General features: G+C 71.9%; 11 protein-coding genes. 7 read left to right on the top strand and 4 right to left on the bottom strand.

The genetic code is table 11. The features are described 5' to 3' along the window. Nucleotides 1-6 precede the first annotated feature (6 nt). Entirely contained in the window at nt 7-1,764 is a 1,758-nt protein-coding gene (locus OG361_RS33730) for a glycoside hydrolase family 6 protein (RefSeq protein WP_405859602.1), read from the top strand. A 252-nt stretch (nt 1,765-2,016) separates the two neighbouring features. Then, nucleotides 2,017-3,303, top strand: coding sequence for a PQQ-binding-like beta-propeller repeat protein (locus OG361_RS33725; RefSeq protein WP_405859600.1), 1,287 nt, complete (start codon nt 2,017-2,019; stop codon nt 3,301-3,303). Nucleotides 3,304-3,342: 39 nt separating this feature from the next. Here OG361_RS33725 and OG361_RS33720 read toward each other — a convergent pair whose 3' ends face one another. Beyond that, nucleotides 3,343-4,407 (bottom strand): LacI family DNA-binding transcriptional regulator, encoded by a 1,065-nt coding sequence (locus OG361_RS33720; protein ID WP_405862590.1) that lies wholly within the window; start codon nt 4,405-4,407, stop codon nt 3,343-3,345. Between the two features lie 317 nt (nt 4,408-4,724). Here OG361_RS33720 and OG361_RS33715 point away from each other — a divergent pair, with 317 nt between their 5' ends. From OG361_RS33715 to OG361_RS33700, 4 genes are all read left to right on the top strand, one after another. After that, nucleotides 4,725-6,068 carry an ABC transporter substrate-binding protein gene (locus OG361_RS33715; RefSeq protein ID WP_405859598.1) on the top strand — a complete coding sequence of 448 codons (1,344 nt, stop codon included), beginning with the start codon at nt 4,725-4,727 and terminating at the stop codon, nt 6,066-6,068. A gap of 87 nt (nt 6,069-6,155) precedes the next feature. Then, the gene (locus OG361_RS33710) at nt 6,156-7,160 is read left to right on the top strand and encodes a carbohydrate ABC transporter permease (protein WP_405859596.1); all 1,005 of its coding nucleotides are present in this window, start codon (nt 6,156-6,158) and stop codon (nt 7,158-7,160) included. Between the two features lie 4 nt (nt 7,161-7,164). Then, a complete protein-coding gene (locus OG361_RS33705; RefSeq protein WP_405859594.1) occupies nt 7,165-8,097 on the top strand; it encodes a carbohydrate ABC transporter permease in 933 nt (310 codons plus the stop codon). A gap of 174 nt (nt 8,098-8,271) precedes the next feature. After that, nucleotides 8,272-9,714: a GH1 family beta-glucosidase gene (locus OG361_RS33700; RefSeq protein WP_405859592.1), complete on the top strand. Its 1,443-nt coding sequence runs from the start codon at nt 8,272-8,274 to the stop codon at nt 9,712-9,714. A 68-nt stretch (nt 9,715-9,782) separates the two neighbouring features. Here OG361_RS33700 and OG361_RS33695 read toward each other — a convergent pair whose 3' ends face one another. Next, nucleotides 9,783-10,253: a hypothetical protein gene (locus OG361_RS33695; RefSeq protein WP_405859590.1), complete on the bottom strand. Its 471-nt coding sequence runs from the start codon at nt 10,251-10,253 to the stop codon at nt 9,783-9,785. A gap of 165 nt (nt 10,254-10,418) precedes the next feature. After that, the gene (locus OG361_RS33690; RefSeq protein WP_405859588.1) at nt 10,419-11,231 is read right to left on the bottom strand and encodes an IclR family transcriptional regulator; all 813 of its coding nucleotides are present in this window, start codon (nt 11,229-11,231) and stop codon (nt 10,419-10,421) included. Between the two features lie 178 nt (nt 11,232-11,409). Here OG361_RS33690 and OG361_RS33685 point away from each other — a divergent pair, with 178 nt between their 5' ends. After that, nucleotides 11,410-12,339, top strand: coding sequence for a glycerophosphodiester phosphodiesterase (locus OG361_RS33685; RefSeq protein ID WP_405859586.1), 930 nt, complete (start codon nt 11,410-11,412; stop codon nt 12,337-12,339). Nucleotides 12,340-12,372: 33 nt separating this feature from the next. On the opposite strand, the gene OG361_RS33680 is transcribed toward OG361_RS33685, so the two are convergent. Further along, nucleotides 12,373-12,891 (bottom strand): HD domain-containing protein, encoded by a 519-nt coding sequence (locus OG361_RS33680; protein WP_405859584.1) that lies wholly within the window; start codon nt 12,889-12,891, stop codon nt 12,373-12,375. Between the last annotated feature and the right edge of the window lie 8 nt (nt 12,892-12,899).

The raw sequence follows: 12,899 nt of genomic DNA, 5'->3' as shown, positions 1-12,899 counted from the left end.
ACCCCCATGAGCCGCACCAGAAGCACCAGCCGCACCGCCCTCCTGGCGGCCCTCGGCCTCATCACGGCCACCGGCGCCACCGCCACCGTCTTCGGCACCGCCACCGCCGGCGCCGCCACCCCCGGCTGCAAGGTCGACTACCAGGTCACCAACCAGTGGAGCACCGGCTTCGGCGCCAACGTGACCGTCACCAACACCGGTGACCCGGTGGCCTCCTGGACCGTCGAGTGGTCCTACGCCGGCAACCAGCAGGTCACGCAGGGCTGGAACGCGACCATCACCCAGGCCGGCGCCGCCGTCACCGCCAAGAACGTCTCCTACAACGGCACCCTGGCCACGGGCGGTTCGACCTCCTTCGGCTTCAACGGCTCGTACAGCGGTACGAACGCCGTGCCGGCCACCTTCAAGCTGAACGGTGTCGTCTGCAACGGCGCGACCGAGCCGACCACTCCCCCGACCACTCCGCCCACGACTCCGCCGACGACGCCTCCCACCACGCCGCCGCCGGCCGGCACCAAGGCCGACAACCCGTACGCCGGCGCCAAGGTGTACGTGAACCCCGAGTGGTCCGCGAAGGCCGCGGCCGAGCCGGGCGGCACCAAGGTGTCCAACCAGCCGACCGGTGTCTGGCTCGACCGGATCGCCGCCATCAACGGCTCCGCCACCTCGATGGGCCTGCGCGCCCACCTCGACGCGGCCCTGGCCCAGAAGGGCTCCGGCGAGCTCGTCGTCCAGCTGGTCATCTACAACCTGCCCGGCCGCGACTGTGCCGCGCTCGCCTCCAACGGCGAGCTGGGCCCGACCGAGATCAACCGTTACAAGACCGAGTACATCGACCCGATCGCCGCGATCCTCGGCGACGCGAAGTACGCGGGTCTGCGGATCGTCACCACGGTCGAGATCGACTCGCTGCCCAACCTGGTCACCAATGTCTCCGGGCGTCCGACGGCCACCCCCAACTGTGACGTCATGAAGGCCAACGGCAACTACATCACCGGCGTCGGCTACGCGCTCAACAAGCTCGGCTCGATAGCCAATGTCTACAACTACGTCGACGCCGGCCACCACGGCTGGCTGGGCTGGGACAGCAACTTCGGTCCCTCCGCCGAGCTGTTCAAGACGGCCGCCACGGCCGAGGGCTCCACGGTCGACAAGGTGCACGGCTTCATCGTCAACACCGCCAACTACAGCGCCCTGAAGGAGGACCACTTCAAGATCGGGGACTCCGTCAACGGCACCTCCGTGCGCACGTCGAAGTGGATCGACTGGAACCAGTACACCGACGAGCTGTCGTACGCCCAGGCGATGCGCGCCAAGCTGGTCTCGATCGGCTTCGACAGCAACCTCGGCATGCTGATCGACACCTCCCGCAACGGCTGGGGCGGCACCCAGCGGCCCACCGGCCCGGGAGCGCTGACCAACGTCGACACGTACGTCAACGGAGGCAAGTACGACCGTCGCATCCACCTCGGCAACTGGTGCAACCAGGCCGGCGCGGGGCTCGGTGAGCGACCGCAGGCGGCGCCCGCCGCGGGCATCGACGCGTACGTCTGGGTGAAGCCCCCGGGCGAGTCCGACGGCGCCAGCAAGGAGATCCCGAACAACGAGGGCAAGGGCTTCGACCGGATGTGCGACCCGACGTACACGGGCAACGCCCGGAACGGGAACAGCATGTCGGGCTCGCTGCCGGACGCCCCGATCTCGGGCCAGTGGTTCTCGGCCCAGTTCCAGGAGCTCCTGAAGAACGCCTACCCGGCGCTGTAGGACCTCCGGAGGGGGTGCCCGCCCGCCCCGGCGGGAGCAGGACGGGCACCCCCTGAGAAGGAGCGGAAGAGAAGCAGGCCGGACGGGCCCGAAGACCCCGTCCGGCCTGTTCGCTTGCGGCCCCGCCCCCGCCCCTCCCCCCGGGCGGTAGGGCCCCGCCCCGGCCCCCGTCCCTCCCAGGGCGGTACGGATGATCACCGTTCCCCTACGCTGTGCGCCGTTCGAGACAGTGGACCGAGGGTGGGGGCGACCATGACGGAACGAACGGACGAGAGACGGAGCGGCGGTCGGGAGCGGCCGTCCGGGTGGCGGGGACGGCTGGGCTGTCCGGCCGCCGTCCTCGTCCTGCTCGCGCTGGTCCTCGGCATCGCCTGGGTGTTCCTCAGGCCCATGGGCTACTGGCCGGGGTCGTCGATGACGACGACCTGGGTGGCGAGGAGCGACGGGGCCGAGGCCGCGCCGGAGGACGCCACCGACCGCACCTGGGTCGCCGGCGACCTCGTCGTCCGCGGCCGCCCCGACGGCGTCCGGGCCTTCCACGCCGGATCGGGCGCTCAGCGCTGGGAGTACACGCCTCCCCGCCTCACCGACCTCTGTGCCCTCAGCGCCACGGCCGACGACTCGGTGGTGCTGATCGCGTACACCGGGCGGGACCGGGGCTGCGCCACCGTCGCCGCGCTCGACCTGAGGGACGGCCGCGAGCTGTGGCACGCGGCCCACGTACCGGCGCTCGACGCCCTCGCCGACCGGGGCGGCCGGGGCCTGCCGGGCGTAGACGGCGCCCTCGCGGTCGCCGACGGCCTCGGCATCGTCCTCGAGGCCGGCGGCGACCACAAGCCGGCCCTCCGCGCACTGGAGCTGCGCACCGGCGCTCCACGCTGGACGGCCGCCGTGCCCGAGGGTTGCCTCCCCGGCCCGTCGGCCACCGCCCCGAAGCAGGTTCTCACCGTGCTGAACTGCGGTGACGAGATGAAGCTCGCCGCCTTCGAACCGACGGACGGCACGGCGCGATGGACCGTTCCCCTCGATGCCCGTCGCGGTGTCACCGCAGGCACCGACGTGACGGTCGTGGCCGCCGAGCCGATCGTGCTGCGGATCGTCGGCGGCGATGTCCTCGTCTTCGGACCGGACGGACGCCCCGGGCCGCGGATCAAGCCCTACGCCGCGCCCTCCCGCCTGTACGGCGCCGACGTGGCCGTCTCCGACGGGCGGCTCTTCGCCCTCACCGGCGGGGGCCGGTGGGGGCTCCTCGTCGGCTACGACCTGACCTCGGGCGACGAGGTGTGGCGGGCGGAGGTCGGCGGCGCCGCCTACACCCTCGGCGGGCTGCACGCGGGGGCCGGCCGGGTCATGGTCCTGCGGACCTCCGCCAAGGCCGGGGACCTCCTGCACACCTTCGACGCCGCCACCGGCGACGAGGAGGAGCGCGTCTTCCGCGACCTGGTCGCCTCCGCGCGGGAGTTGATCCCGTACCGGGAACTGCTCATCACCGTCCACCCGGGCAACGGCCGCCCCCTCTCCGCGTACGAGCGCTGGTGACGGAGGCTCCGCCCGGCGCCGCCGGAACCCGGCGGGCCGTCAGCAGGAACCCCGCACCACCAGCTCCGTGGGCAGGACCCGCTTGGGGGCGCTCTCCGGAGCGCCCCCGATCTCCTGGAGGAGCATGCGGGCCATCGTGCGGCCCATCTCCTCGATGGGCTGCCGGACACTCGTGAGCGGCGGGTCCATGAGCCGGGCCACCGGGGAGTCGTCGACGCCGACGAGGGCCACGTCCTCCGGGACGCGGCGGCCCGCCTCCCGCAGCACCCCGCGCGCGCCGGCCGCCATCACGTCGGAGGCGGCGAAGACGGCGTCCAGGTCCGGCCTGCGGTCGAGCAGCAGCCGCATGGCCCGCCGGCCGCCCTCCTCGGTGAAGTCGCCGGCGGAGACGAGGTCCTCGTCCGGGGCGTGACCGGCCTCGGCGAGACCGGCGCGGTAGCCGCCGAGCCTGGCGCGGGCCACGTACATGTCGAGCGGCCCGGTGACGGTCGCGATGCGCCTGCGGCCGCTCCCCACGAGGTGCGCGACGGCGGCCCGACCGGCCCCGATGTTGTCGGAGTCGACGTACGGCACGGGCTCGGCCTCCGAGCGGCGCCCGTTCATGACGACCGGGAGGCCGAGCTCCCGGATCCGGTCCGGCAGCGGGTCGTCGCCGTGGACCGAGGCGAGCAGCACCCCGTCGACCCGCTGTGCGGCGAGGTACTGCTCGAAGCGCTGCCGCTCCTGCGCGCTGCGGACCAGCGTGAGGAGCAGCTGTTTGTCGGCATCGGCCAGTTCGGCGCTCACCCCGCGGATGAGGTCGAGGAAGTACGGCTCCGCGAAGAGCCGGGCCTCGGCCTCGGGGATGACGAGCGCGATGGCGTCGGTACGGCTGCCGGCGAGGGCGCGGGCGGCCTGGTTGGGTACGTAGCCGAGTTCGGCGACGGCTCTGGCGACGGCCGTTCTGGTCTGCTCGCTGACCCGGGGAGAGCCGTTGATCACCCGGGACACCGTTCCCCGGCCGACCCCGGCCCTGGCCGCGACCTGCTCCAGGGTCGGTCTGCCGCTCTGCCGTCCATTCACAACCGCCGAACTCCCCTCGTAGGACAACGCGCAGCTCACCATCACCACGACAGGGATGGGAGCGCTCCCACACTAGTCCACCCCCCTCCCTCCACGCCACGAGCATGCGTTCAGGAGATGACGGCCCCGTCCCCGCGAGGGCCCGGCGAAACCCCCGGAAAACCTTCCGGTAACGAATCCGCGTTCATGTCTTGACACCCGCACCCGCCAGGCAGCAACCTTCCGGCAACGACGTGGGAGCGCTCCCATCGGGAACGCACACACCCTGCATCAGGTCCTGGCGGGCAGCCGCCGAGCCGCGATCAGCCGGCCGGACCTCTTGGCGCACAACGAGCACCACCTTGGACGAGGAGAGTGGAATGCGCACTTCCAGCAGCAGACGCGGACGCCGTGCGGCGATCGCGGCGGTCGCCGTCGTCGTGACCGGCACGACCCTGCTCACCGGTTGCGGCAGCGACAGCGACGACAGCGGCGGCGACGCCCAGGGCGGCGGCAAGATCACCCTGCGGGTCGGGACCTTCGGTTCCTTCGGGTACGACGACAAGACCGGCGCCAAGCTCTACGCCGAGTACGAGAAGGCCCACCCGAACATCAAGATCGAGGAGACGAACGTCTCCGACGGCCAGAAGTACTGGGACACGCTGAAGCTGCGCCTCGCCCAGAACAACGGCCTCGCCGACATCCAGGCCGTCGAGGTCGGCTACATCGCCGAGGCGACCGGCGAGACGATGGCGGACAAGTGGGTCGACCTGAGCAAGGAGGGCGGTGCGAACATCGGCGCCTTCCTCGACTGGAAGGTCAAGCAGGCGACGACCGCCGACGGCAAGGTCATCGGCCTCGGCACCGACATCGGCCCCATGGCCATCTGCTACAACAAGGAGCTCTTCGCCAAGGCCAAGCTGCCGACCGCGCGCGAGGAGGTCGCCAAGCTGTGGGCCGGCGACTGGTCCAAGTTCATCCAGGCCGGCGCCACGTACAAGAAGAACGCGCCCGCCGGCACCGCCTTCCACGACTCGGCGAGCGGCCTGTTCAACGCCGTCATCTCCAGCGACCCCGTCCAGTACGCCGACGCGAGCGGCAAGCTCGACTGGGAGAACAGCCCCGGCGTGAAGAAGGCCTGGGAGACCGCCGTCGCGGCCAGCAAGGACGGACTCACCGCCAAGCTGCGCCAGTTCGACGAGAAGGGCACCTGGAACGCCGCCTTCAAGAACTCGAAGTTCGCCACCGTCGCCTGCCCGAGCTGGATGACCGGCATCATCAAGGACCAGGCCGGCCCCGCCAACCAGGGCAAGTGGGACATCGCCGCGCCGCCGGTCGCCGGCAACTGGGGCGGCGCCTTCCTCGCCGTGCCGAAGTCCGGGAAGCACGCCAAGGAGGCGGCCGAGCTCGCCGCCTGGCTGACGGCACCGGAGCAGCACGCCAAGGTCTTCGCGGTCAACGGCAACATCCCCTCGTCCAAGGACACGCTCACCTCCTCGGCGGTCCAGGACGCGAAGCTGCCGTACTTCGGTGACACCCCGGTCGGCAAGATCTTCTCGTCGGCCGCCGCCGGGATCACGCCCGCCGTCATCAGCCGCTGGGACGGCCAGGTGAAGACCTTCCTCACCGACAACGGCATCCTCGACATCGAGCAGCGCGGCACCGACCCGGCCAAGGCCTGGGAGAACGTCAAGAAGCTGGTCGACGACAAGATCGACCAGTAGCGGGGGCCGCGTGCCGGTCCGCCGCCTGCGGGCGGCGGACCGGCACCGTCCGCACCACCGCACGCATCGACCTGGAAGGACGCCCCCGTGGCCACCTCCGTTCGGGCGAGGTCCGACGGCTCCCCGCCGCCCGCCGCACCGCCCTCCTCCACCGGCCCCCGGAGCCACCGCTCCGCCTCCGGCGGCTGGCGCAGCACGCTCTACCGCTGGGACATCAAGGCGACCCCGTACGTCTTCATCGCCCCCTTCTTCCTCACCTTCGCCGCCTTCGGCCTCTTCCCGCTGATCTACACGGGCTGGCTCTCGCTCAACCGGGTCGAACTCGGCGGTGACCCGCAGTGGAAGGGCCTGGAGAACTACACCGATCTCGCGACCAGCGAGTTCTTCTGGAACGCGCTCTTCAACACCTTCACCATCGGGGTCATCGCGACCGTCCCCCAGCTGCTCATGGCCCTCGGCCTGGCGCACCTGCTCAACTACAAGCTCCGCGGCCGCGGCTTCTTCCGCATCGCGATCCTCGCCCCGTACGCCACGTCGATCGCGGCGGCGACGCTGGTCTTCGCCCAGCTGTTCAACACCGACTACGGGATGATCAACAGCATCTTCGACTGGGTCGGCATCGGCCCGGTCCAGTGGGAGTCGTCCAAGTGGCCGGCGCAGATCGCGATCTCCGTGATCGTCACCTGGCGCTGGACCGGCTACAACGCCCTGATCTACCTCGCCGCCATGCAGGCCGTGCCCGCGGACCTGTACGAGGCCGCCTCGCTGGACGGGGCCTCGCGCTGGCGCCAGTTCATCAGCGTCACCATCCCCTCGATCCGGCCGACGATCCTCTTCACCGTCGTCGTCTCCACCATCGGCGCCACCCAGCTCTTCGGCGAGCCGATGCTCTACGGCGGCAGCGTCGGCATCAGCGGCGGCAGCGGCAACCAGTTCCAGACGCTGAGCCTGCTGATGTACGAGAAGGGCTGGGTGAACAACGCGCTGGGCCAGGCCTCGGCCATCGCCTGGATCATGCTCCTGCTCCTCCTGCTCATCGGCGGCGTCCAGGCGCTCGTCTCCCGTCACAACCGCAAGAAGCTGGGAGGCTGACCTCATGGCCCGCACTCTCGACACGACGACCGCCGAGGCCAAGGTCCCGCATCAGCCGGAGACACGTCGGTCCGGTCGCCGGTCAGGTCCTCGCTTCGGCCAGTCGGCCGGCCGGCAGCACCACGCCGGACCCCTGACCTACGTCCTGCTGGCCGTGGCCGCGGTGGTCTCGCTCTTCCCGCTGTACTGGAACCTGGTCGCCGCCTCCCACAGCGGCGAGCGCGTGGTCCAGGCCCCGGCACCGCTGCTGCCCGGCCCCCGTCTCCTGGACAACCTCAGCTTCGCCTGGAACCAGGTCCACATGGGCGAGGCGCTGATCAACACCACGATCGTCGCCGGCCTCGTGTCCGCGTCCACCGTCGTCTTCTCCACGCTCGCCGGCTTCGCCTTCGCCAAGCTGCCCTTCCGGGGGCGCGGCATGCTGCTCTCGCTCGTGGTCGCCACGATGACGATCCCGCCGCAGCTGAGCGTCATCCCGCTCTACCAGATCATCACCGACCTCGGCTGGTTCGACCAGCTCCAGTCGGTCGTGCTGCCCTCGCTCGTCGCCGCCTTCGGCGTGTTCTTCATGCGCCAGTTCCTCGTCGAGGCCCTGCCCATCGAGCTCGTGGAGGCGGCCCGCATGGACGGGGCGCACAGCCTCCGGGTGATCTGGCACGTGGTCTTCCCGGTGGCGAGGCCCGCGATGGCCGTGCTCGGCATGCTCGTCTTCGTGCAGGCGTGGAACGACTTCTTCTGGCCGTTCATCGCCCTCACCCAGGACGGCAACCCCACCCTCCAGGTGGCCCTCGCCGGCCTGGGCGCGGGAAACCACACAGTGGACCACGCCGTCGTCCTGACGGGCGCCCTGATATCCACCGTGCCGCTCCTGCTCGTCTTCGCCTTCCTCGGCAAGCACATCGTGGGCGGCATCACGGCCGGCGCCGTCAAGAGCTGACCGGCCGCGCCCTCTCCGTACCGGACCCCCTTTCCGTACGGGACTCCACTCCGTACGGGACTCCACTCCGTACGGGACTCCACTCCGTACCGGACCCCTTTCCGTACCGGACTCCTCTCCGTACCGCACGTGCCGAACGTGCCTACCCCGTAACCGCGTTGGGAGCGCTCCCCTATGACCGCGTCCGAAACCCGGCCGCTCACCGCCACCCGCTCGTTCCCGCCCGACTTCCTCTGGGGCGCCGCCACCGCCGCGTACCAGATCGAAGGGGCGGCCGCGGAGGACGGTCGCACGCCGTCCATCTGGGACACCTTCTCGCACACCCCCGGCAAGGTCTTCGAGGGCCACACCGGTGACGTGGCCGTCGACCACTACCACCGGTTCCGCGAAGACGTCGGCATCATGTCCGAACTGGGCCTGAACGCCTACCGGTTCTCGGTCTCCTGGTCCCGGGTCCAGCCCACCGGCCGGGGGCCCGCCGTCCAGAAGGGCCTGGACTTCTACCGGGCGCTCTGCGACGAGCTGCTCGCCGCCGGGATCGAACCGGCCCTGACGCTCTACCACTGGGACCTGCCGCAGGAGTTGGAGGACGCGGGCGGCTGGCCGGAGCGGGCGACCGCCGAACGGTTCGCCGAGTACGCGGGGATCGTCGCGGGCGCCCTCGGCGACCGGGTCACCCGGTGGACCACGCTCAACGAGCCCTGGTGCAGCGCCTTCCTGGGATACGGCTCCGGGGTCCACGCCCCGGGCCGCACCGACCCGGTCGACTCCCTGCGCGCCGCCCACCACCTCAACCTCGGGCACGGGCTCGCGGTGCAGGCCCTGCGCTCGGCGCTGCCGGCGGACCGGCAGATCGCGGTCTCCCTCAATCTGCACGAGGTGCGCCCGCTGACGGGTTCGGCCGAGGACCGGGACGCGGCCCGCCGCATCGACGCCGTCGGCAACCGGATCTGGCTGGGCCCGATGCTGGAGGGCGCCTACCCCGAGGACCTGCTCGCCGACACCGCGCGCCTCACCGACTGGTCCTTCGTCCGCGACGGCGACACCGCCGCGGCGCAGCAGCCGCTGGACCTCCTGGCCATCAACTACTACACGCCGACGGTGGTGTCGCACGTCCCGGAGGGGGCGGAGAAGCCGCAGGACGACGGGCACGGCAACAGCGAGCACTCGCCGTGGCCGGGCTCGGACTCCGTCGCCTTCCACCGCGCGCCCGGCGAGCGGACGGCGATGGGCTGGCCGGTCGACGCGAGCGCGCTGTACGACCTGCTGACCCGGGTGTCCGCCACGTACCCCGAACTCCCGCTGGTCATCAGCGAGAACGGCGCCGCGTACGAGGACGAGGTCGGCGAGGACGGCTCGGTGCACGACCCGGAGCGCGCCGCCTATGTGCACGCGCATCTGGAGGCCGTGCACCGGGCGCTCTCGGACGGGGTGGACGTGCGCGGCTACTTCCTCTGGTCGCTGCTCGACAACTTCGAGTGGGCGTACGGCTACGCGAAGCGGTTCGGCGCGGTCCGGGTGGACTACGACACCCTGGAGCGCACCCCGAAGTCCAGCGCCCGCTGGTACGCGCGGGTGGCGCGGTCGGGTGAACTCCTCGCCCCCGACGCCGACTGACACCCGCATACGGGGGAAGGCCGTGCCGGACGAACCGGCACGGCCTTCCCTCATGTGGTGGGCGACGGTCAGATGTCGACCACCCGGTAGCCGATGACGTAGATGCCGCCGGAGCCCTCCACGGAGCGCCACTGGGTCTCGGCGCCGACCTCGCTGCCGGTGACGAGCGTGGCGCCGAGCTTGTCGTCGCCGCTGGTCGTGTCGTAGTCCCAGAGCGTCAGGGTGCGGGCCTGCTCCTTGCCGAGGATGAGGGCCGCGTTGCCGTTGCCGTCGGCCATGGATCGGACGTAACCGGTGCCCATGGTCTGGTACTTGATGCCGTTGCCGGGCCAGACCTTGACGGCGTTGCCGTTGGCGTCGGTGATCTTGAGGTACGCCTCGTCGTGGTCGCCCTCGCTGTTCTTCTGGCAGTGCAGCTCGACCAGCTCGATCCGCACGTAGTCGATCGGCTCGGCCTGGGCGGTGCCGGCGAAGGCGGCGACGCTGCCGAGTCCGAGAAGGGCGGTGGCGGCCGCTCGGACGAATCGGTTCCTGCGCATGTGGTCCCCCCACACATCGGGTCACTCACGTGACGGTGTTCCGGCCTGCCTCGTTCCGGCGGGGCCGGTGTGCCGTTCCCCTCGGCACGACACCTACTGTGCCCGCCGGTCCCCGCTCTGTTCTACGCGCGTTCCGCTGGACGGAACAGCGCCGCTCGCAGCGGCTCAGGGGACGAGGGCGGCCGTCGGAACCGGTCTTCGCGGGCCGCCCCGGGCGAGCGCGCGGGTGATCGCCGCCCCCGCGTCGGCGACGGCGTGGGCGAGGGCGTCGAGCCGGCGGCCCGCCGGGACCATGGCGGCGAGCGCCGCGACCGTACGGCCGTCGGGAGAGCGGACCGGCAGCGCGGCGCAGCACACTCCGTCCATGACGTCCTCGCGGTCGAGGACCGCCCCGCCCCTGAGCGGTCCGCGCAGCGCCTTCCCTGCGGCGGTGTCCAGCCGGAACGCGACGCCGTCCCGTACGGGGAGCAGCGGCTCCAGTTCGCCGGGGACACAGCTCACCGTGAGCGCCATCTCCTCGCGCATCACCGCGAGGACCACGCTCGCGCCCGTCGCCGCGCGGAGCCGCTGGACCGGCAGCCGGGCGGCGGGGCGGAGGCCGGGGTGCGGCTCCCAGGCCTGGCCGAGCCGGTACAGCTGCGGGCCGACCCGGTAGCGGGAGCCCGTCCGTTCGACGGCGCCGACGGCGACGAGCTGGTCGAGCAGGCGGTGGACGCTCCCCTTGGGGACCCCGCAGGCGAGGGCCAGCTCGGTCACCCCGGCCTCGTCACCGTTCCTGCGCAGGGCGTCGAGCAGGGCGAACGCCCCTTCCAGGACCCCACGACCGCGCTCCGTCCCCCTGCCGGCGGCCGTGCCACCGACCGCTCGGCGCGCGCCGGCCGAGCCCGTGTCCGTGTGCGTGTCCGCGTGCGTGCCCGTGTCCGTTCCCGCGTGCGTGTCCGCGTGCGTGCCCGCATGCGTGTCCGTACTCATGCTCATGAGTCCCCCGACTCCTCGCGCCCCTGCCGTGATCCCCCGATGGCACGACTGCGGGCATACCTCACACCATGCCGCAGACTGGGCGTTTCGGCGAAGGGCTTGCGCAGCGCGTCGCCGGGTCTCCGTCCCGGCCGGGTCTCCGTCCCCGAACGTGCGTGTCCCCGTAATGTGTCCGGTCATGAGAGACGCTCACCCGCCCGTCCCCCGGTCGCGGCGCCGCAGGAACACCACCCTCGCCGCTGCGGTGTTCGGCGTGGCCGCCGTCGGTACCGCGTTCGTCGCCGCCGCCCCGCCCTCGCAGTCGGCGCCCCGCCCGGCGGCGGAGGGCGTCGCGGCCGCGACGAGCCCCTGGGTCCGGTCGGCCGGGGAGCCGCTGACCGTGATCGCCCACCGGGGCGCCTCGTCCGCCGCTCCCGAGAACACCCTCGTCTCGGACGAGGTGGCCCGGCGGGGCGGGGCCCGGTGGATCGAGAACGACGTCCAGCCCAGCAAGGACGGCGTGCCGTACATCCTGCACGACACGACCGTCGACCGGACGACCGACGGCACGGGCTCGATCCGCTCCCTGACCTCCGCTCAGCTGAACGCCCTGGACGCGGGGTCCTGGTTCGCCCCTGCCTACGCCGGCGTCCGCGTCCCGACCCTGGCGGCGCAGCTGGCGGACCTCCGGGAGCGCGGTGGCAGTCTGCTCCTGGAGATCAAGGGCCGGCACAGCCACGCCGAGGTGGCCCGGATCGTCCAGGAGATCCGGGACCGGTCCATGACCGACCGGGTGTTCGTCCAGAGCTTCGACATTCCCTCGCTGCGGTACGTCCGCGAGCTGGCGCCCGAGCTGCCGCTGGGTCTGCTGCGCGGCGTCCTGGACGCCGACCCGGTCGCCCTCGCGGAGGAGCTGGACCTCGCGGCGTACAACGTCTCGGACTCCGCGCTGTCCACCCGTCCGCGGCTGGTCCACGACCTGCACGCGGCGGGTGTCGCCGTGAACGTGTGGACGGTCGACACCCCGGCCCGCTGGAAGGCCCTGGACGGCCTCGGGGTGGACGGGATCATCACCAACCGGCCGACCGAGCTGACGGGCTGGATCTCCGGCAGGCCCCCCAGGGGGTGACCCCGCACGCGCGGTGGGCCGGAGGCCCGACGGTCAGTCCGCGCGGGTGGTCCGGGAGCGCAGTTCCGCCAGGAGGGCGGGGTTGACCACCGTCAGGATCGTCGCGATCCGCTCGGGGTCGACTCCCGCCCACAGGACGTCCCGCGCGCCGCGGTACTTGGCGGCGAACCGCTCCCGCTGGGCGGGAGGGAGTTCCGCGGCGCGGTCCGGGCGGCTGTTGTGGGCGTTGTCGGCGATCTTCACGAGGGTGGCGTCGGGGTCCTCGGCGATGGAGCGGAGCTTCGCCTCGTAGGACTGGCCCGGCCGGTTGGTGACGGCTTCGACGAGGGCGACGACCCGGTCCGGGATCCCGGCGGACCGGAGCCGGTCCGCCGTCCAGGCGGTGTCCTCGATGACATCGTGCAGCAGACCGGCCATCACCAGTTCCTCGCCGAACGGTTCGAGCCCCGCGGCGACCGCGCGGACGTGCTCGACGTAGGGCACCCCGATCTTGTCGACCTGCCCTGCGTGGGCCTCCGTCACGAGGTCGTGGACCTCCGCGAGTGTCCTCATCGCTCCGC

Origin of the sequence: Streptomyces sp. NBC_00090, assembly GCF_045160815.1 — a bacterium.
In the GTDB taxonomy this organism is placed as follows: domain Bacteria; phylum Actinomycetota; class Actinomycetes; order Streptomycetales; family Streptomycetaceae; genus Streptomyces.
The sequence above is the reverse complement of the archived record's forward strand: the minus strand, read 5'-3'. Positions and strand labels throughout refer to the sequence as shown.

Excerpts from the sequence above, each read along its gene's own strand:
- OG361_RS33730 (WP_405859602.1), top strand. The coding sequence starts at position 7 with ATGAGCCGCACCAGAAGCACCAGCCGCACCGCCCTCCTGGCGGCCCTC.
- OG361_RS33725 (WP_405859600.1), top strand. The coding sequence starts at position 2,017 with ATGACGGAACGAACGGACGAGAGACGGAGCGGCGGTCGGGAGCGGCCG.
- OG361_RS33720 (WP_405862590.1), bottom strand. The coding sequence starts at position 4,407 with ATGGTGAGCTGCGCGTTGTCCTACGAGGGGAGTTCGGCGGTTGTGAAT.
- OG361_RS33715 (WP_405859598.1), top strand. The coding sequence starts at position 4,725 with ATGCGCACTTCCAGCAGCAGACGCGGACGCCGTGCGGCGATCGCGGCG.
- OG361_RS33705 (WP_405859594.1), top strand. The coding sequence starts at position 7,165 with ATGGCCCGCACTCTCGACACGACGACCGCCGAGGCCAAGGTCCCGCAT.
- OG361_RS33700 (WP_405859592.1), top strand. The coding sequence starts at position 8,272 with ATGACCGCGTCCGAAACCCGGCCGCTCACCGCCACCCGCTCGTTCCCG.
- OG361_RS33695 (WP_405859590.1), bottom strand. The coding sequence starts at position 10,253 with ATGCGCAGGAACCGATTCGTCCGAGCGGCCGCCACCGCCCTTCTCGGA.
- OG361_RS33690 (WP_405859588.1), bottom strand. The coding sequence starts at position 11,231 with ATGAGCATGAGTACGGACACGCATGCGGGCACGCACGCGGACACGCAC.
- OG361_RS33685 (WP_405859586.1), top strand. The coding sequence starts at position 11,410 with ATGAGAGACGCTCACCCGCCCGTCCCCCGGTCGCGGCGCCGCAGGAAC.
- OG361_RS33680 (WP_405859584.1), bottom strand. The coding sequence starts at position 12,891 with ATGAGGACACTCGCGGAGGTCCACGACCTCGTGACGGAGGCCCACGCA.